This is a genomic window from Gemmatimonadaceae bacterium (assembly GCA_036496605.1).
Classification (GTDB): domain Bacteria; phylum Gemmatimonadota; class Gemmatimonadetes; order Gemmatimonadales; family Gemmatimonadaceae; genus AG2.
In genome coordinates this window covers 154,401-172,390 of record DASXKV010000004.1, presented here as the reverse complement: position 1 = coordinate 172,390, position 17,990 = coordinate 154,401, and the positions used below count along the sequence as shown (strand labels likewise).

The following is a 17,990-nucleotide window of genomic DNA, read 5'->3' as shown; positions in this document are numbered from 1 at the left end:
GTGGCCGCCGAATACTCTTCGCTCGTTTGCACCGAGCGTCCTTCCTATCGCGGATCGCGAGTGCAATGGCGCCACGCGATCCAGGTTTTACCAGCACGTGGAGTTTGGGATGCCAGGGTTCGGGGAATTGGCCGCTCGATGGTGGATGCCGATCGTATTCATCGTGATCGCTGGCCACATAACCAACGTCTGCGTAACGCTTTTCCTTCATCGCGCGCAGACTCATCGCGGACTGCGGCTCCATTACATTGCGGCGCTTCCCATGCGCCTCTGGCTTTGGCTCACCACGGCCATAGTCACTAAGGAATGGGTCGCGTGCCACCGAAAACATCACGCCTTCGCCGATCGGGAGGGGGATCCGCACAGCCCTCTTCTCGAGGGTTTGAGAAACATCCTTCTGAAAGGCGCCTTCTATTATCGCAAGGCGGTGCGTCAGCCTGGGGTTCTCGAGAAATACGGCAAGGGCACCCCTAACGACTGGCTCGAGCGGCACTTGCTCGCGCGCCTCAATTGGCTCGGCATCCTCGTCATGCTAGCCATCGACATCTATCTCTTTGGCTTCTTCGTTGGTCCGCTCGTGTGGGGAATTCAGATGCTGTGGATCCCCTTCTGGGCTGCCGGCGTTGTAAACGGCATTGGTCACGCACTTGGCTATCGGAACTTCCAGGTGAAGGACGAGAGCAGAAACATCACCCCGATCGCCATATGGCTCGGTGGCGAAGAGCTGCACAACAACCACCACGCCGATCCGAAGTCGGCGCGCTTCGCAGCCAAATGGTTCGAGTTCGACATCGGCTGGATTTACATCCGCCTGCTCCAGTTCGTGCGACTGGCGAAAGTCGACTACGCGCGCGGCGCGGCGCGGCGCGACACCGATGCGGAGCGACAGCTCGAGCCTACAGGGTGAGCCCAGCCTCTCCGACAATCGGCCGGTCGCCTCTGCGGCCGGCCGTTTTTGTATCGCTCCAGAAGGGCCTAACGCCCTCGTTACCTTTCTTTGTAAAGCCAGAAAGGTGTGGCTATGCCAGACGTAAAGTGCACTCGCTGCGGGCAGACGAAGCCCGGATTTGAACGGCCCCCGTTTCCGGGCGCGATCGGCGCGCGAATTCTCGGTGAGATCTGTACCGATTGCTGGAGCCAGTGGACTCGCCAGCAGATGATGCTCATCAACCATTACGGACTGAATTTGATGGACCCACAGGCGCGCAGCTTTCTCACGAAGAACATGGAAGCCTTCCTCTTCAAGACTGGCGGCGAAGAGGACGTCGACACGACGAAGAAAGGCACTATCTCGTGGTGAGTTCGCTGTCCCGCGCGCGCAGATCGAGGTTTCGTAGGCTTGCCAGTGCCCTCGTACTGCTTGCCCTTGCCGCAGCGGTATCCTGCGTCGCTTCCACTCCAGCACCAATTGCCGCGCCGGCTCCAACGCCATCTCCGGTAAGAACCGCGACGCCACCATCGGTGAGCTGGAGCGATTCCGTGCTCTCGTCGCTTTCGCTCCGTGACAAGGCCGCGCAGCTCGTCTGGCCGATGACATTCGGTGATTTTGCCTCGACGTCGAGCGCGAGTTGGGCACGCACGCAGACCTACCTGACGACTGATCATGTGGGCGGCATCGTGATGTCCGTCGGCGGGCCGATGGAGATTGCCGAAAAGCTGAACGTGATGCAGCGGCTTTCAACGGTGCCACTGCTCGTCGGAGCGGACCTGGAGTTCGGGGCCGGATACCGCGCTCGTGGCGGGTACTTCCTGCCTAACGCAATCGACCTTGGCGGCGCAACGATCTTTCCGCCCGAGATGGGCATCGGCGCGACGCGAGATACATCGCTGGCATACGAGCAAGGTCGCATCACCGCCGTCGAGGGACGCGCACTCGGCATTCACATCGCCTTCGCGCCAATACTCGACGTCAACAACAACCCGGCGAATCCGGTCATCGGAGTCCGTTCCTTCGGCGAGGATCCGCACCTGGACGCCGCGCTGGGCGCGGCCATGGTCCGCGGCCTTCAAGAGCACGGCATGATCGCGACCGGAAAGCATTTCCCCGGTCATGGCGACACGGATCAGAACTCGCACCTAACGCTGCCCACGATCACCGTCTCGCGCGCACACCTCGACACCGTCGAATTGGTGCCCTTCCGCGCGGCGATTGCATCCGGACTCGGCGCCATCATGACGGCGCACATCGCGCTTCCCGCGATACTCGGTGATAGCAGCACGCCTGCGACACTCTCGCCGCGCGTGATGACCGACCTGCTCAGACACGAGCTGGGCTTCGGCGGTCTCCTCGTCACGGACGCAATGGACATGAATGGCGTGCTCGCGAACGTGCGGCCGGGACGACCAAGCCAGGCTCTGACCGGAGCATACGGCACGATCAACAGCATCGGTCTCGCTGAGGCGTGCAAGCGTGCGCTCGAAGCCGGTGCCGATGTCCTGCTGATGCCATCCGACGTTCCGACGGCGATCGATGCGGTTGTTGCCGGTGTGCAGGAAGGACGTTTCACCGCGGCTCGCGTCGATTCTTCCGTGCGTCGTCTTCTCGCTCTCAAGGAGCGGCTGCGCCTCAATCACGATCGCCTCGTCGACCTGGACTCGGTTCAGGCAGTCGTCGGTGATTCGAACAATCTCGACGTCGCTCGTCGAGCGGCGGAGCAGTCAATCACCCTCGCGAAAGATTCGTTGCATCTGGTGCCGCTTGCACGAGGCGGCGGTCCAACGCAAAGAGTGCTTGCGATAACATTGGCGTCCCGCAGCAATCTCGGTGCGAACGTCGCCTTTCTCGCCGAGCTGCGTCGCGGCCTCACGAACGGTGTTCGTCTTCGAACCGAATACCTGAATCCCGACGATGCCGGGGCGAACTACACACGGGTACTCGCCGCGGCCGATTCCAGCGATCTCGTTCTCCTCTGCTCGTACCTTTCGCCGAGCTACACCTCCGCCTCGACGAACGCCGCCGCACCCGTTCTCGACTTCATGCGCAGCGTGTCGCGTCGCCACACGCGCGTCGTGCTCGTCAACTTCGGCAACCCGTATCTCTATCAACAGGTGCCGAGCGTGTCGACGTACCTGCTCGCGTGGGGCGGATTCCCGATGTCACAGCGGGCGGCAGCTCAGGCGCTGCTTGGCGTGAATGCAATCACTGGTCGACTCCCGATCAGTATCCCGCCATTTCTATCGTTCGGCGCTGGCGAGACGCGGCTTTCGCCGGCAATGCCACCTACGACGGGAGTCAGTCGGCCGTAGCACGTCGGCGTCGACCCTGCCACTCGAGCAGCGCCCGAGCGAGGGCGGCGTTGTCACCGGCCATCCGATAAAGCTCGCCGACTTCGGGCGCGCGATCATCGCCGGCGAATTCGGCGACAAGTGGCGGCACGTGACCGCTTCGCCGCTCTTCACTCGCGCGGCGTTCCACGTAGACGCGAATGCGACTACGCTCGAACTCGCCGCCGTCTTCCGCGGCGTCGTCGCTCGTTCGTGTGACATCGATTGCGACGAAACCCGCTCCGGGCAACTCTCTACGGTAGACGCGCGTTGCCGCTTGTACGGCCTCGATTGAACTCTCCATCGACTACTCCTGACTCAGCTTTCGCTCTTCAGCGCGCGATCGATCGCCCGTGCCGTGTTGCGACGTTTGAGTGCTTCACCCCACAGGTCGCCTTCCGCATCGAGGCGATCCGGCATCGTGGCAATGGTGAAGTCTTCAATGCGCAGGTTTCGGTTCAGATCGTTCCATCGAAGCGGCGCCGACACCGGCGCCCCCGGACGCTCGCGCACAGAGTACGCACTGGCAACGCTTTTTCCCCGTGCGTTCTGTTTAGCATCTACATAAATCGTTCCCTTCGGCCGACGCTGCAGACTCCGCTCCAACGTCGCGAGGGTCGGATTGTTCGCCGCCACTCTCGCCGCGACCGCGTCGGCGAGCGCCGCGGAGCGCGCGTAACTGGTCCGCGTGGGCAAGGGCAGCACGATATGCAGCCCCCGGGAACCGGATGTCTTCACGGCGCTCTTCAATTCCAGTTTCTCGAGCTCGTCTCGAATTCGTTCCGCGAGCTCTACGACGCGCGCGAACGGAACGCCTTTGCCCGGATCGAGATCAATCGTACTGTAGTCAGCGAATTCGATCATAGGCAAGCGCGACTGCCAGGGATGCACGGCGATCGTTCCGAGCTGTACCGTATGGAGAAGCGTGAGTAGATCGCCGCCGATGATTCGCTTGGCCCGTTTACCATCCTCGGCCGCAACGTCGGCGACACGAACACCCGGCGGGTTCTCACCTGCATTCTGCTGGAAGAACGACGAGCCCCCAATCCCGTTAGGGTAACGCTTCAGTATCAAAGGACGGTCTTCTAGAAGCGGAAGGAGTACTGGAGCCACCAACGCGTAATAGCGCATGAGGTCTCCCTTTGTGACTCCGGAATCTTCGAAGAAGACCTTGTCGAGGCTGGAGACATGCAGCGTTTTGCGCGCCGCGAGCTTCAAGGCGCCCTCGCCACCTGCGCGCTGCAGTTGCTCGATCTGAGCGACCAGCGCGGAAGGTTTGCTCCGCCGCTTCGCAGCGCGCTTGGCGGTGGCGCGGGCCTGTCGCGGCGCTGCTCGCCGAACGACACGACTCGTGGACTTTCGGCCTCGTGCCTCTTTGCGGGTGGAGCGACCGGCGAGTCGCTGAATGCTGTCCCGCTCCAGGTGGACGTCTCGCGCGTTCTTGTCGTCGCGTATCCCGAGGAAGATCGGCTGGCGAAGGCGCTGATCGGACGTCCATTCGGCGAATTTCACTTCCACCACCACCCTTGGCTTCACCCAGTGCACGCGCTCGTTCGAGCGTGGCGTCACGGTAAATGGCGATTCGTCCTGCTCGATTCGTTCCAGCCGCTTTCGCAAATCGCGCAGGCTCTCGCGATCGAATCCTCCGCCGGTGTGACCCACGTAACGGAGATGATCGCTGGCGTCGAAGTAGCCTAACAAGATCGCGCCGAGGAAGGGACGGGTGCGACGCGGTTCGGTGAAGCCCGCGATGACAAATTCGGCGCGATGCTGGAGCTTGAGCTTCAGCCAATCGCGCGACCGTGCGCCGGGGACGTAGAGCGACGCACTTCGCTTCGCGATCACGCCTTCCCAGCGTCCCCGTTGCGCACGCGTCAGCATGCGAGTGCCGTTAGGCGACGATTCGCTGATCCGCACGCCAGCCGGGGCGCGTCGCAGGACCCGCTCGAGCCAGGCGCGCCGTTCAGTCAGCGGCACGTCGACCAGCGCCTCGCGATCATCGGCGAGAATGTCGAACAGGAAGATCGCGGCCGGCGAGACTCGGGCCGCGTGCGCGATATCGGCGGCGCTCTTGAGATGAAACCGGCCCTGCAGCGACTGAAAGTGCCCCGGCCGATTCCGCTCCAACGCCACGACCTCTCCGTCGAGAACCACCCTTCGCGCGAGCTGCCGGCCGAGCTTCCCCAACGCCCTGGTGACTTCGGGAAACTGCGCCGACTTGTCTTTGCCGTTGCGTGTCATCAACTGCACGCGAGTGGGACTGACGAACGCCAGCGCGCGCATGCCGTCGTACTTCGGCTCGAAGCTCCACTCGCCGTTAGGCGGCACGTCCGTGCCGATGGTCGCGTACATCGGTTCGAGGGTGGCAGCGGTGAACCGGCGTCGCATTACACCAGATGGTTCGGGTCAAACAGAACGACGCGAACGCCGCGGGGCATCCATCGGCTCACAGTCATGAGTCGACGAGCTATCAAAAGATGAACGCCCCGACTCGTCGGGGCGCTCATCGTTCTCGACCGTCGCGCGGAACGGAGGATGGCCGAACTAAGCCTTCGTGACGTCAGCCGCCTGCGGACCCTTCTGCCCTTGGACAATCTCGAACTCGACGTGATCGCCTTCGGCGAGCGACTTGAAGCCGCTTCCCTGAATGGCGCTGAAGTGGACAAAGACATCGGGCCCTCCCTCTCTCGAGATGAAGCCGTAGCCTTTGGCGTCGTTGAACCACTTCACCGTACCCTGGAGTCGTGCCATGAACCGTACCTCTTCGAACTGTGTTCCGATCCGCTCCCCTCGCAACTCGCGCGTCCACTCACCACAGGGCGGTCCACTGCCACCGGGATCGGCTCGGCGGCGGGACTGATGGGGCGCGGGGCAAGTTTTGTGCAAGACACCAACGTCGACCGTCGCCACTCGCAGAAATAGAGAACTGCAAGAGGAACTGTAGCCAAACATCAGAGCTTGCGATGAGAGTCGCGAGCGACTCAGTCCGCCGCGTCACACCAGCCGGTGCGACAGTCACACCGTATGCGCGGCGTTGAATTGGAGGGACGTCAGGCAGCTCCAGCGATGTACCGCGCGAGTCGGCCGCAGGCGCGACAGCGCAGCGTGACATGGCAGCGCGCTGGAGGAGGGAAGTCGTTCGGGGTGCGTTCGATTTGGCCGGAGCAGGAAGGACAGCTGAGCGGCGAACCTGTGCGGTCGCTCGCGATCAGGTGGAGTGCCTGCGCCGGATTGAACGTCGCCGGTCTCGGCTTTCGCATATGTACTACCTCGCGACAACAGATTATCCCGGAAGGCCTGGCGCCGGTTCGCCTTGCGACTGCTAACCCCCTAATTCTCTAATCCTAAGTGCGGTATAAGGATAACACATTGAGCGGGGTTTTCGTCACATCGCTAGCCGTTTAGCCAATTGCGTGGACCGTGGCACCTATACCCCCTCGACCGGTTACTGTGCCCGCGCGCTCGATCTTCTGATGGCGGTGCCAAGCTGACTCGCGCACTCGCGCCTCTCTCGTACGTCCAGCGCGACAAATGGTTCCCATTACAATGGTGGGCACCCGTGCTTCAGCCAAGCGCGGAATGACCCGTTTCACTTGCTATGGCAGGACGATGTCAACGGCTCGCGAATCCCTTTTACAGTGGCAACCGACGAGGAGATCGTCGGGGTGGGATACGACACCACCCGCGCACCGGCTAGAGCCGCTCGTTAGGCGCGATGTCGACCTGTTTCAACCCACGTAGACGATGTCGCCGTCTGCGGCGATGCCCAACTCCTGTTGAGTCCCGCATACGCCGCAGACCTTGATAGCTTGCCACGTCACCCTGAGTGTTTCTTGCTGCGCCTTGCTCGCTGGCGTGATTGACACGCGCTTGTAGCTGTACTCGCCGCACTGTTCGCAGGCGTGCGCCTTGGCGATGCGTTCCGCGCGCTCACGTGTGATCTTGGCCAAGCTCGGACTCCATGGATCGCGTGTGCGACCTATCGCTCCGTCGGATGTTCAGGCAGCGGCACCTGGGCGTCGCTCGCGCGTACGGCAACGGTGGGCCGTGTCGATGGGTATGTCGCCGACGACCCCGACACCGGTCCCGAGTTCTTGCGAACCGGCGAGATCTCGGCGTTTGGCGACGCCTTGTTTAGCATTTCTCGAAGTGCACCGACTGCACCCATCACGCCGGTCGCTTCTGCAGGTAGGAAAACGGTCGACCCTTTTCCTTCCGCCAATTTCGGCAGTGCCTCGAAGTACTTGAGACCGAGCAGGTACATCGCGGCCTGGCCGTCTGGAAGTGATTCGGCAACGCGCCGAATTGCTTCGGCTTCGGCATTGGCCAGCGCGAGTCGAGCCTCTGCCATACCCTGGGCGCGAAGGATCGCCGCTTCTTTCTCTCCCTCAGCCTTGCGGACTTGCGCTTCTCGCTGACCTTCGGACTCGAGGATGGCAGCGCGCTTTCCCGCCTCGGCATTGGTGACCGCGGCGCGACGTTCTCGCTCGGCACGCATCTGCAATTCCATCGACTGCTGGATGTCGCGAGGAGGCTCGATTGCCTGCAACTCCACGCGCGTCACGTCGACACCCCAGCTGACCGCGGCCTCCTCAATGACGTCGCGCATTCGTTTGTTGATCATGTCACGACTTGCCAGCGTCTGATCGAGCTCGATATCGCCGACGATGTTCCGAAGCGTCGTCCGTGTGAGCGTTTCGAGCGCATAGGGGAGATTCTGGATGGAGTATGTCGCCTTTTGCGGATCAGCGACCCGATAATAGAGCACGGCGTCGATGTCGATCGTGACGTTGTCCTTGGTGATGACCGACTGACTGGGAAAGTTGAGTACCTGTTCCCGTAGATCGATGCGCGTTGTCGTACGCGCCGCGATTCGCTTTTGGCCTCCGACGTCAGCCTCGAGGAAGCGAACGTCGATCGCCCTGGGACGCTCGATGAAGGGGATGAGGATGTTGAAGCCCGAGCGCGCGAGACGGTGAAAGCGACCCAACCGCTCGATTACCATGACCTCGGCCTGGCCGACGATCTTGAACGAGCTGGTGAAGAGGAAAAGTGCGAACAGTGCGGTGACGAGAACGAAGATGATACCGTAGGTCATAGCGACTCCAATTGGGCCCGCGATGATTGTACGGGCCAAACCGGAGCGAGGCAACGAGAGACCAGGCGCCTCCGCCGATCCTTCCAGGCCGCCTTTGCGAATTGCGAGACTATCAGCACGCGCCGAACGCCTTACGGATGTGCCTGATTCTTGCTATCGTCGAGTTGGTTTTTCCGTCAACGAGTCCGAGGAGAGCGTCTATGGCGACCAGGGCCAAGAAGTCGCGTGGGAAGTCGGGCAGGACCGCTGCAAAGCGAAGCGGCAGCAAGAAGAGACCGAAGAGCACGAAGTCGCGCGGCCGGTCCGCATCCGCCGCCGGGACCTCGAGCAACACACGAAGCGCGTCTTCGTCGCGTCCGGCTTCGTCGGCGAAGAGTCGGTCCAGCTCGAAGAGCAGCGCCGCGAAGAGCTCTTCTCGTAAGGCAGCAAGCGCCAAGTCGGGTAGCAGTCGCCAGAGCGGCTCGCGAGTGCCGGCGCCAATTGCTCGAGTCACGCGCGTTGCGCAAGAGGTGGCGAAGGAAGCCGGATCGGCGGTCGTCGCTGGAATGGAAGCGATCAAGGATCTGGGGAGCAGCGTCGTCGAGCGCGTTACCGGTTAACGAACCAGGGCCTCGCATGCCGAAAGGCGCCCGCTCGTGGGCGCCTTTCGGTTTTTAGCGTTCTTTGAACTACGCTCGGCGCTCGCGCCTGATACGGGAGCGGTGTCGCTCGAGCCAATCGCTGACGAGCGCAAAGACGTGATCTCGGCCATAATCGACGGTGATCACGTGTCCCGCTCCGGTCACCCACACGAGCTCCTTGTCGACCGCGCCGATTCGATCGAAGGCGCTCTGCGCTGCGTTCGGTGGAATTCGATTGTCCTCGCGCGATTGCACCATCAATGTTGGCGACGCGACGCGCGGAAGTGCCCGAATCGCTCGCGCGACCGTGACGCGAAGCGCTCGTAAGGCAGCTGGCGTAAAAACGCCGTAGGCGAGGCTTCGCGCGGCTTCCACCCGGTCGTGAATGGATCGCTGCGCTCCCGGATCGAGGGCACGCACGTACGGCACGGCAAAGCCCCACAACCACGAGTAGCGGGCCGCCAATTCGATGCGTGCCGGCATGGCGAGGTACGGTGCCAAGAGGACTATTGCCGGTATCGAATGATTTTCCGCGGTCAGCTGTGCGACGAGAGCGCCGCCCATGGATAGTCCGGCGACAGCAACCCAGGTGTGCTCGCTTGCGAGCTCTCGATGCGCGCTTCGCACTGATCTCATCCACTCATCTGCATGAGCATTTGAGAACTCGCGAAGTGTTCGACCATGCCCAGGAAGGAGCGGTACCCGGACATGGTAGCCTCGGTCGTGAAGGTACTCGCCGAGGTATCGAAGCGTTTGCGGCGTATCGCCCCCACCATGGACGAGCAGAACCGCGGGAGCGTCGGCCCCACGTACCAGGTCGAAGCCCTGCGCGCCAGCGATGAAGCCGTCGGTATCGACCGACAATCGCTTCAGTGTCTCGTCACGCAGCCGCAACGCCGCGCGTCGTGACGACGCGATCGCGAGTACCAGCGAAATCAGTACTGCCGACAGAACCAGTGCGAGCATCGTCAGACTAACGCCGAGGGAATGACGTGGGCAGGACGAGCGGTGTCAGCGCAAAGGCACGCGGCGAATCTAGTGAAAGGAAAAAAACGGGGCGAGGATACACTCCTCGCCCCACTATTCGAGCCACAGCAACGTCGCTTATTGAAAAGTCTGCTCCGCGCGATCGGCAAAGGTGGCGATGAGCAATTCGCTATCGGAAGTGTCGACGCGCTCGGCGAGCTGCGTGGGCGGCGCGATGATCAAGGTACTTCCCTTGCGCTCGACGAGACCTTCGCCGGTGAGCCGACTCAACACGAGTGAGACTGACTCGCGCGTCGCTCCGACCAGCTCGCAGAGCAGACGATAACGCGCCGTGCACAGGACGATCTTACCGTCTTCGCGCGTGAACGTCGCGTTATTCGCCATGCGAAGCAGCGTTGACACCATGCGCTGCTCGACGCTTAGCGTCGTGAGCTCGCGAAGCTTGTCGAGCAGTGCCGCACGCTCCGCCATAAGCTGCGAGACGAGTACGAGCGCATGTTGCGGCTGTTCCCGCACGAACGCCCGGAAGCGTGTCGCGCTGAGGAATAGCGTCTCGCTTTCGTCATCGGCTCGCGCATCTGTCGCGTATTTCGCATTCGGTGCCAAGCCTTCCGAGCCAAACGACTCGCCAGGCGTCGCAATCCAAGGAACGAACCCACGTCCGGCTCGCACACGGCTGCGCAGAACGACACGTCCACGCGTGACGACAAATACACCGTCGGCTGCAGTACCGCGCTGATAGATTGCGAAACCCGCCGGCCATGATGCCCGCGCGGCGTACGCACCAAGTGCCTCGCGTTCCTGCGCCGACAGCCTCGCAGGTCCCCCCGTCAACGTCTCACCCACGACCACCCTCGCTTCCGGCCAACGGTATTGCAGGTTGCAATGTCTGGGCCGCTCTTGACAGGCCGACGTTTCCATCCTGTTTTGCAGGGTGCGCACACCCCGCGCATGAGGCCGCACCGACATCGACACATGGTCGATGTTCGTCGATTGCGTTTGCGCGCCGGGAGGATTTTCGAAGCTCATGACGTTCGGCGCGCTCGAAAGCGGAACATCGAACAATGTGCGCATTCCGTCGATTGTCATTCTCGGCGCGGATGCGCTTCTCGGCGCGCTTCCGGCGACGCCGATTCAGCTTGCGCACGCATGCATGCTTGCCGGATATCAGACCGTCGTACCAGCGAGTTGGGGAGACGAGCTCATCGCCGTCGCCTCGCTGCGCGCATTACGACAGCACGATCGGCTTCCCGCCATTCAGTGTAGTTGTCCGCACGTAGCGCATCGACTGCTCGCCGTCGGCGCTGATCTTCGTCCGTTTCTCGTCTCGCTGGTTGCGCCACCCGTCGCGCTTGCGCGTTATCTCCGCACGATGCACGCACCGCGCAAGCTACGCATCACGTACGTTGGCCGGTGTCCGGCGGCGGCGGATGAAGTCATCGATGCGCGTCTCACTCCGGAGGAGTTGCTCGCAATTTTCGCCGATCATCAGATCGCCGTCGAGCAACAGCCAGATGTCTTCGACTCGGTGATTCCTCCCGATCGGCGGCGCTATCGTTCGCAGCCTGGTGGCCTTCCAACGGCCGAAATGCTCTGGTCCGGTGATAGCAACGGGACAGTCGGCGCGCGCTCGTTGGTCGAGTTATTCGGCGATGATCTGCCGGTTGAACTGGCGCAGCATCTTCTCAGTGGCAAACCGACGCTCATCGACGTTGCGCCAAAACTCGGCTGCGTGTGCAGTGGTGCCGCTACGGCCGTCGATCCAATGCACGCGCGCGTGCGCGTCGCCGAGATCGAGCCGCCGCGCGCGGCGCACGCAATCGTCGACGAGAGCCTGGTTACGGAGACGTCGCTTTCGCTTCCGGTGAGCCCGCGCAGTGCCATCGACCTGGTCTCGACATCGGCGAGCATCGCGACCACGCCGACGATCGATCTCGTCGCGCCTAACGATCCGTCACTCGTTGACGAGAGTCCGCTGCCGTCGCGCACCCCTCGACAGGAGGGCGAGAGCGCACAACCGACGCATGCGTCGCCGGGCACGCGCCGATATTCGCCGGCGCGTGGTGTGGCGCGGTTGACCGGTGCCGGCCTTCCGACGGCGCGCGATTCCGATGGACGCCAGCTGCCTCGCACGTATGTCGCACGTCGCCGAGCGCCAACGCGGCTCGGACGAGCCCCCACGGCCGAGCTCGAAACTCCGATCGCCTCGAGTACGGAGGCGTCATCGAACACGCGGGCATCTGCAGGGTCGGACGAGCCGCAGCAATCCTCTCCTCAGTCAACGGCCGCCGTCGATACGGACATCGGCACCGGAGGACAGACGCTGGCACCGGTGGCAGGAACGCCCCTGGAGGTGCTGCCACGCACAGTCGTCGCGATTGGGGCTGAGGTCGTCGAGGTGATCGCACCGCGACGTGCGCCAGCGCCGGCCGTGGACGAGGGACAAGACACCAGCTCGCGCTTCGCCGAACGTGCCGTGGCACTCCCGGTGACGCGACTCTCCGATGCCCGACCGCGCGAAGAGACGCCTCCTCACCAGGCAGGAGAGCGACCCGTTATGCAACTTCTCACACGCGGTCTCTTGATCTCGATGATCGTCCTCGTCAGCGTGGCGGTCGGCGTTCTTGTTGGCCGTTGGATGACGCAGCGCTGATTGCTCGCCGAGCGTCGCCGAGCGCGCGTGTCGCCTCGTCGAAGCGCGCGGCGAGATCCGTGATCTCGCGTTTGGCGAGCGTCGAATCGCCTCGACGGATCGCTTCCCTGATGGTTGGAAGGGACATATTGGCGTAGCCGTTATCCTCGTCCGCCACGTAGATGAGGTTGCGGAACCAGGAGCGGCCACGCAGTCCTTCCGGCCGCGTCAGTGCGCGCTCAACGCGCATCAATGCGCGATTGGTCTCTTCCAGCGGGCCCTGCGAAGCGGTTCCCGCTGCCAGGGCGGCATCGCGCGATGTCGCGAATCCAATCGCCATCTCTTCCATCCGGTCGATGGAGGCGCGAAGGGGACCGGTTGGCGACGCAGCATCCCATCGGCGCGCCGAGAAGTCGCGATCGATCGACGTCAGATAGGTGCGCATGGTGCGCGCGAACTCGGCGTAGTCGTAAGGCAGCACATCTGCGTTGGCGATGCGGAGCACCATTCCCGCGGCGATGCGGGCGGCTGCGGCATGATAGAGAAATCCAGGATCGCCGAACCTGGACATCCAGTTGTAATCGTCGTACTGCGAGTGATACACGCCGCCAGCGCCACCGAATCCCCACTCGCCAATCGGAATCCCCAGGTGGTTATAGAATGGCGCGAAGTCCGATCCGCCACCTGGGTCACCCATCGCCGGCTCGAGCGAATCGGCCACAGCGGTCGCGCGGCGCCATTCCGAATACACACTTCCATGACCATCTGGATCAGGCACCACGCTGGCGATCGCGCGAATCGTTGCGCGTAGCGAGGGTGAGCCGCCGCCGTTGAAGCGCGGACCCTGTGCCGCAACATCCTGATTGAAATAAGCGACGGCGTTCTTCGTTAGGCGGAGCGAATCGTCTTCGACATACTCCACGGAGCCAATCAGGCCCCATTCTTCGGCATCCCACGTCGCGAACACGATCGTGCGCTTTGGCCGCATGCCCTGTTTGACCTGTTCGGCGACGGCGCGCGCCGCTTCGAGCACGCTCACGGTGCCGCTGACATTATCGGCAGTGCCTGGGCCCCACGCATCGCGATGGCCGCCGACAATCACGAGCTCGTCGGGGTACTCAGTGCCGCGGATGATTCCAAATGTGTCGTAGATCGGCTTGAGCGCATGCGACGCGCGGTCGTCGTGCACGACGACTCTCGCCCTTACGGGGCCTGGACCCACGTGATAGCGAAACGGCAGTCCGCCTTGCCAGGTCTGCGGCACGTTCCGTCCGCGCACACTCCGCAGCAGCTCGGCTGCGTTGCCGTAACTCATCGGCACAACGGGAATGTGCGGAATCTCCATGTCGGACTCAGGGAGCCGCTTTGCATTGTGAGTGCTCGGGTAGGAGGGCGTGGAGGGATCGCCGTCGGTATTCAACACGCTGCCTCGCTGCACGCCAGCCGACGGCCGCATCGGCCCTTCGGGATGCACGTCGCCCCGAACAAAGCCGTCATCTTGCGGATCGCTATAAATGATCAGAGCGACGGCGCCATGACGTTCGGCCTCACGCGCCTTGATGCCACGGAACGATCGGCCGTAGCGAGCGATCGCAATCTTGCCGCGCACCGAGACACCGAGCGAATCGAGCTGCGCATAGTCTTCGATCAGGCCGTAGTTCACGTAAACGACGTCGCCCGTGACGTCGCCTTGACCGCTGTAGCCGTTCACCGTTGGGTATTGTGGCAACGATGACGCCGGATCGTTAGGCACGGCCGGCTCGCTCAGATTGAGCCGGAGCGTATCGGGAGCGACGCGCCACACGCGAACGTCCGTGGCATGTGGCATCCAGATGTCGTAGCTCCGGACCTCCGTTTCGAGGCCCCAGGACTTCATCTGCGCGATGACGTAGTCGCGCGTGCGCGCCTGCGCCGCGGTTCCCGCGACGTGCACTTCTCGCGATAGTGCGCGAGAATGTCCCGCGGCGCTCACGGGATTTGGTCGCTGGATCGCATCGGCCTCGACTTGACGTTCGTGCGCGGCGCTGACGGCCGTGTACCCGATCAGATTCTGTTGCGCTCTGGCGCGAGAGCTCGGCATGATGGCCAGGGCGGCCGCACAAACGAGGAATGATGACTTGCTCATTTTGGATGTTCAGTTCGATTGAAGTCGTTCGTCAACGCCGGTTCGCGTTCACTTGGTTGTGGCACTCATGTTCAGCCGCCAATAGTCGAGCGTGAATGGAGGATCATCCTCACTCGCCTTGTCGACCAGCGTCTCTACAAATCGTGTTCGCAGATCAGCTTTCGACAGCTTCGCGAGATAGGGCCGCAACACGACCGCCTCGACGAAGGCCCGAAAACGCTTGGCGTCTGGAAATCTCGTTGGTGCATGCTCCAGCCAGCAATGCGCCTTGCGGAATCCGGCGCGCCGGAGACGCGCTACGGTCTCTTTCGGCGCGGCGAAGTGCCAAGGCTCCCGCCAGCCCGTGAAGTGGGGTCGAAAGGCAGCCACGGCGGCAAGCGCGTCGGCTCGGGCGTGGATAAGCGCGAGATTCGGCCCGCCACCGCATTGGGCCTCCAGTCGACCGCCAGCGCGCAGCGCTTGCCTCAACTCGGAGAACAAGCGGTCGTGATCCCTGATCCAATGGAAGGTCGCGGTGCTGAAGATGAGATCGAAGGCCTCGCGAAATGGCAGTAGCGAGAGATCCGCGCAAGCAACGGACGCGACGCGCGTGCCGCCTAACGTCTGTCTGGCCGCACGCGTCATGTTTTCCGACAGATCGCAGCCTACCAGGTGTCCTGCCGGAATTCTCGCCGCCAGCTCTTTCGTCAGCCGGCCCGAGCCGCATCCGGCGTCGAGGGCTTGCTCATCGCCAGTGAGTGAGACGCGCCCGAGAACGCGAAGTCCCCAGGCGAATTGCGGATCGGAGACGGCGTGATACGCCCCGGCATCCCACTCTTTCGCTGACGCGTCGCCGGCCATCGAGCGCTCCCGATCAATCATACTCCTCGAGCGCTCGGCGGATCGCCGCCTGGAGACTGCCTTCTCTTTGATGGTCTGCCGCAACGGTGGCCGCGAGCGCACTGAACTGTCTGAGCATTTCAGCATCGATGAACCGATCGCGGTCGCCGCGGACGCCTAACTGCTCGAGGGAGCGTTCAGCAAGTTGGCGAAGCAGGGCTCGTGTTTCTCGGTCGAGCGGTTCGAGTGATGGCGGATCGGCGTGTGGAGGCGTGATCTCGGCCGCTCGCGTCGGCGCGCTCCAGAGCGCGTGCACTGGTGCAAGAACGACGACGAACGATCCCGGTGTGTGCTCGAGATGATTCGCGACGACGCCCTTCTGTTTCAGGCGATGAATCAAACCCTCGATCGCGCTCCGAACGACCGACACGCCACCGGCGCTGTTGTTGCCGCGGCCGGTGATGATCAGCACCTCGCGTTCGCCCTCCCCGCTCGACAGCTGAACCTGCTGCTGGCGTAACCATGCTTCTGCTCGCGCAACCGCTTCGGCGGCTGTCGGCAGCGCGTCTCGCAAATTCAGCGTGCGTCCGTTACCGAAGCGCGCTTCATCGAATGCCTGACGAAGACCGGAGAGCGACGCTCCGCGACGCGATCGAGCCATGATCTAAAGCAGCTCAGAGCCCTTTGTGTTCCGATACGACAATGGTCATCTCAAGGCGCGGGACAGCACGTGTCCATCGAGACGTTCCAGCGGCGGCACGCCCGCGATCTTGGCGAGCGTCGGTGCGATATCCACGACACGAGCGAACTCGTCGTAGTGCCCTGGTCGAATCGCGCTTCCCCACAGCAAGAGCGGGACGTGAGCGTCTTCGTCGTTCGGTGAACCGTGCGTCGCGATGCGCGTACCTGCCCAGTAGGCGAACGGCTCCAGGCTCACGACCAATTCAACGGGAAGCTCCGGCGATAACATATGCAGCCAGCGCCGCGCGATCGCGTCGTGCACCGTATCTGCCTGCGCCAACGACCGAACGAAGTCGACGCGGCCCACGCCCGGCACTTTGCGCGCTCGCTCCGCAAACTGACGCAACACGGAGTCAGGGTCGACGTGCGCTTTCGCAAACGCGGCTCGATCGACCATCACCATACCTTCTGAGAATTCGAAGGCCGACGTATCGACGCCGCGATCGACGAGACGCATGACCGTCTCGGCGTACAGCGGCTCGATATCCGCATAACGAGCGACCGCGCCTTTCGTACGCGCGGCATGCAGCGCAGGAAACGGCTGGATACCGTGATCCGCGGTGAGCGTGATGACGATGCGTGTCGAATCGCGCAATCGGAAAAGTGAATCGAGGAAGGTGCCGAGATAGCGATCGAGGCGGAGAATCTGATCGTGAATCTCCCGGGAGTCGGGCCCGAACGCGTGACCCACCGCATCCGTCGTCGACAGCGAGACGGCAAGCAGGTCCGTCTCTGGTCCACGACCCAGCTTCAACGCCTCGACGCCAGCGAGCGCCGCCTGCAGCGTCACCTCGTCCATCATCGGATAAGCAGGAAGCGACCGCGCGGTTGCCTCTGAGTCAGCTGGGAATGGATGAGGAAACGCGACGCCGCGGCCCTCGTTCTCGAGCAGCACCGTATCTGGTTCGGCGTACGCGCTGGCCGGAAGGAGCAGCGTCCAACTTTGTCCCGCGTAGCGCTCTGGAAGTCGCCGCGCGTTGAATCGCTCGATCCACGTGGGCAAAGTATCGTGGTAGTAGCTACTGGTCGTGAAGTGATCGGGCGCGTACCAGAAGACCTGCTCATGCGCGCGGCCGAGCGGCAGAATCGCACCGCGATCCTTTCGCGAAATCGATAGCGCGTGAGAGCGCGGGTCGGCCACGCGCAGCCAGTCGATTAGGGTCGTTCCACGAAAGCGGAAGGGCGACGCCCCGGGCCCGCCGCCGCCAAGCAACGGCGCCCGATCATCCTGTACGCCCGCGCTGTTCGTCGTAATGCCAGTGCTGCGCGGGAAACGACCTGAGAGCGTGGCCGAGTGTCCGGGGGCGGTCTCGGTGATCGCGTGATCTTGATATGCATTCTCGAACACGGCGCCTTTTCGATACAGACGCGCCAGGCCGCCCGTGAGCTGCTTGTCGAATCGCGACAGATAGTCCGGGCGCATCTGATCGATCGTGAAGTGAACGATCAGCAGCGGCTTCGAGCTCGCTTGCTGCGCGACCGCGCTCCCACTCGAAATTGCCACGAGCAACGCCGCCGTTGCGACACACAGGCACGCGCGGATCATTCGACAACATATGAGCGAATGATCAACACCTCTCGACTCGCGCCTCACGAGCAGCATCAATTTCTCCGACCTGTTGTGGTTCTGCGAGGTAGAAATCCCGCGTGCGTGATCGACCACTGCGCACGACCAAATATGGCGCACGGGCACGCGATTGTCCG

At 62.9% G+C, this 17,990-nt stretch carries 16 protein-coding genes; 4 read left to right on the top strand and 12 right to left on the bottom strand.

Translation table 11 applies throughout. The annotated features are described in order from the left end of the window. The first annotated feature begins 145 nt into the window (after positions 1-145). The 3 genes from VGH98_02590 to VGH98_02580 all read left to right on the top strand — a co-directional run bounded on the left by VGH98_02590 (position 146) and on the right by VGH98_02580 (position 3,246). Complete coding sequence (locus VGH98_02590; GenBank protein ID HEY2374839.1) at positions 146-907, top strand: fatty acid desaturase; 762 nt, start codon at positions 146-148, stop codon at positions 905-907. Positions 908-1,021: 114 nt separating this feature from the next. Then, positions 1,022-1,300, top strand: a complete 279-nt coding sequence (locus VGH98_02585; GenBank protein ID HEY2374838.1) for an oxidative damage protection protein — start codon at positions 1,022-1,024, stop codon at positions 1,298-1,300. Positions 1,301-1,461: 161 nt separating this feature from the next. Beyond that, a complete protein-coding gene (locus VGH98_02580; GenBank protein ID HEY2374837.1) occupies positions 1,462-3,246 on the top strand; it encodes a glycoside hydrolase family 3 protein in 1,785 nt (594 codons plus the stop codon). On the opposite strand, the gene VGH98_02575 is transcribed toward VGH98_02580, so the two are convergent. The 8 genes from VGH98_02575 to VGH98_02540 all read right to left on the bottom strand — a co-directional run bounded on the left by VGH98_02575 (position 3,233) and on the right by VGH98_02540 (position 10,815). Then, positions 3,233-3,568, bottom strand: coding sequence for a hypothetical protein (locus tag VGH98_02575; GenBank protein ID HEY2374836.1), 336 nt, complete (start codon positions 3,566-3,568; stop codon positions 3,233-3,235). The genes VGH98_02580 and VGH98_02575 overlap by 14 nt on opposite strands. Before the next feature lie 14 nt (positions 3,569-3,582). Beyond that, entirely contained in the window at positions 3,583-5,652 is a 2,070-nt protein-coding gene (ligD, locus tag VGH98_02570; GenBank protein HEY2374835.1) for a DNA ligase D, read from the bottom strand. A 156-nt stretch (positions 5,653-5,808) separates the two neighbouring features. Beyond that, complete coding sequence (locus tag VGH98_02565) at positions 5,809-6,015, bottom strand: cold shock domain-containing protein (protein HEY2374834.1); 207 nt, start codon at positions 6,013-6,015, stop codon at positions 5,809-5,811. Positions 6,016-6,992: 977 nt separating this feature from the next. Further along, positions 6,993-7,214: a hypothetical protein gene (locus VGH98_02560; protein HEY2374833.1), complete on the bottom strand. Its 222-nt coding sequence runs from the start codon at positions 7,212-7,214 to the stop codon at positions 6,993-6,995. Between the two features lie 29 nt (positions 7,215-7,243). Next, on the bottom strand, positions 7,244-8,362 hold the full coding sequence (locus VGH98_02555; protein ID HEY2374832.1) for an SPFH domain-containing protein: 1,119 nt from the start codon (positions 8,360-8,362) through the stop codon (positions 7,244-7,246). Positions 8,363-8,474: 112 nt separating this feature from the next. Beyond that, on the bottom strand, positions 8,475-8,855 hold the full coding sequence (locus VGH98_02550; GenBank protein ID HEY2374831.1) for a hypothetical protein: 381 nt from the start codon (positions 8,853-8,855) through the stop codon (positions 8,475-8,477). A 175-nt stretch (positions 8,856-9,030) separates the two neighbouring features. Next, positions 9,031-9,948 carry an alpha/beta fold hydrolase gene (locus VGH98_02545; protein ID HEY2374830.1) on the bottom strand — a complete coding sequence of 306 codons (918 nt, stop codon included), beginning with the start codon at positions 9,946-9,948 and terminating at the stop codon, positions 9,031-9,033. 138 nt (positions 9,949-10,086) lie between these two features. Continuing rightward, complete coding sequence (locus VGH98_02540; GenBank protein HEY2374829.1) at positions 10,087-10,815, bottom strand: Crp/Fnr family transcriptional regulator; 729 nt, start codon at positions 10,813-10,815, stop codon at positions 10,087-10,089. 181 nt (positions 10,816-10,996) lie between these two features. On the opposite strand from VGH98_02540, the gene VGH98_02535 reads away from it, so the two are divergent. Then, positions 10,997-12,622, top strand: a complete 1,626-nt coding sequence (locus VGH98_02535; GenBank protein HEY2374828.1) for a [Fe-Fe] hydrogenase large subunit C-terminal domain-containing protein — start codon at positions 10,997-10,999, stop codon at positions 12,620-12,622. On the opposite strand, the gene VGH98_02530 is transcribed toward VGH98_02535, so the two are convergent. Genes VGH98_02530 through VGH98_02515 form a run of 4 tightly spaced genes read right to left on the bottom strand, consistent with a single transcriptional unit; the run spans position 12,573 to position 17,832 of the window. Next, positions 12,573-14,726 (bottom strand): M20/M25/M40 family metallo-hydrolase, encoded by a 2,154-nt coding sequence (locus tag VGH98_02530; protein ID HEY2374827.1) that lies wholly within the window; start codon positions 14,724-14,726, stop codon positions 12,573-12,575. The genes VGH98_02535 and VGH98_02530 overlap by 50 nt on opposite strands. Before the next feature lie 48 nt (positions 14,727-14,774). Beyond that, positions 14,775-15,587, bottom strand: a complete 813-nt coding sequence (locus tag VGH98_02525) for a class I SAM-dependent methyltransferase (GenBank protein ID HEY2374826.1) — start codon at positions 15,585-15,587, stop codon at positions 14,775-14,777. Next, positions 15,580-16,206: a hypothetical protein gene (locus VGH98_02520; protein ID HEY2374825.1), complete on the bottom strand. Its 627-nt coding sequence runs from the start codon at positions 16,204-16,206 to the stop codon at positions 15,580-15,582. The genes VGH98_02525 and VGH98_02520 overlap by 8 nt, the downstream gene beginning before the upstream one ends. Before the next feature lie 45 nt (positions 16,207-16,251). Next, on the bottom strand, positions 16,252-17,832 hold the full coding sequence (locus VGH98_02515) for an alkaline phosphatase family protein (GenBank protein ID HEY2374824.1): 1,581 nt from the start codon (positions 17,830-17,832) through the stop codon (positions 16,252-16,254). Between the last annotated feature and the right edge of the window lie 158 nt (positions 17,833-17,990).

Bases quoted from the DNA above. Each gene is read 5' to 3' on its own strand.
- VGH98_02590 (HEY2374839.1), top strand. From the start codon at position 146: ATGCCGATCGTATTCATCGTGATCGCTGGCCACATAACCAACGTCTGC.
- VGH98_02585 (HEY2374838.1), top strand. From the start codon at position 1,022: ATGCCAGACGTAAAGTGCACTCGCTGCGGGCAGACGAAGCCCGGATTT.
- VGH98_02575 (HEY2374836.1), bottom strand. From the start codon at position 3,568: ATGGAGAGTTCAATCGAGGCCGTACAAGCGGCAACGCGCGTCTACCGT.
- ligD (HEY2374835.1), bottom strand. From the start codon at position 5,652: ATGCGACGCCGGTTCACCGCTGCCACCCTCGAACCGATGTACGCGACC.
- VGH98_02565 (HEY2374834.1), bottom strand. From the start codon at position 6,015: ATGGCACGACTCCAGGGTACGGTGAAGTGGTTCAACGACGCCAAAGGC.
- VGH98_02555 (HEY2374832.1), bottom strand. From the start codon at position 8,362: ATGACCTACGGTATCATCTTCGTTCTCGTCACCGCACTGTTCGCACTT.
- VGH98_02545 (HEY2374830.1), bottom strand. From the start codon at position 9,948: ATGCTCGCACTGGTTCTGTCGGCAGTACTGATTTCGCTGGTACTCGCG.
- VGH98_02535 (HEY2374828.1), top strand. From the start codon at position 10,997: ATGACGTTCGGCGCGCTCGAAAGCGGAACATCGAACAATGTGCGCATT.
- VGH98_02530 (HEY2374827.1), bottom strand. From the start codon at position 14,726: ATGAGCAAGTCATCATTCCTCGTTTGTGCGGCCGCCCTGGCCATCATG.
- VGH98_02525 (HEY2374826.1), bottom strand. From the start codon at position 15,587: ATGATTGATCGGGAGCGCTCGATGGCCGGCGACGCGTCAGCGAAAGAG.
- VGH98_02520 (HEY2374825.1), bottom strand. From the start codon at position 16,206: ATGGCTCGATCGCGTCGCGGAGCGTCGCTCTCCGGTCTTCGTCAGGCA.
- VGH98_02515 (HEY2374824.1), bottom strand. From the start codon at position 17,832: ATGATCCGCGCGTGCCTGTGTGTCGCAACGGCGGCGTTGCTCGTGGCA.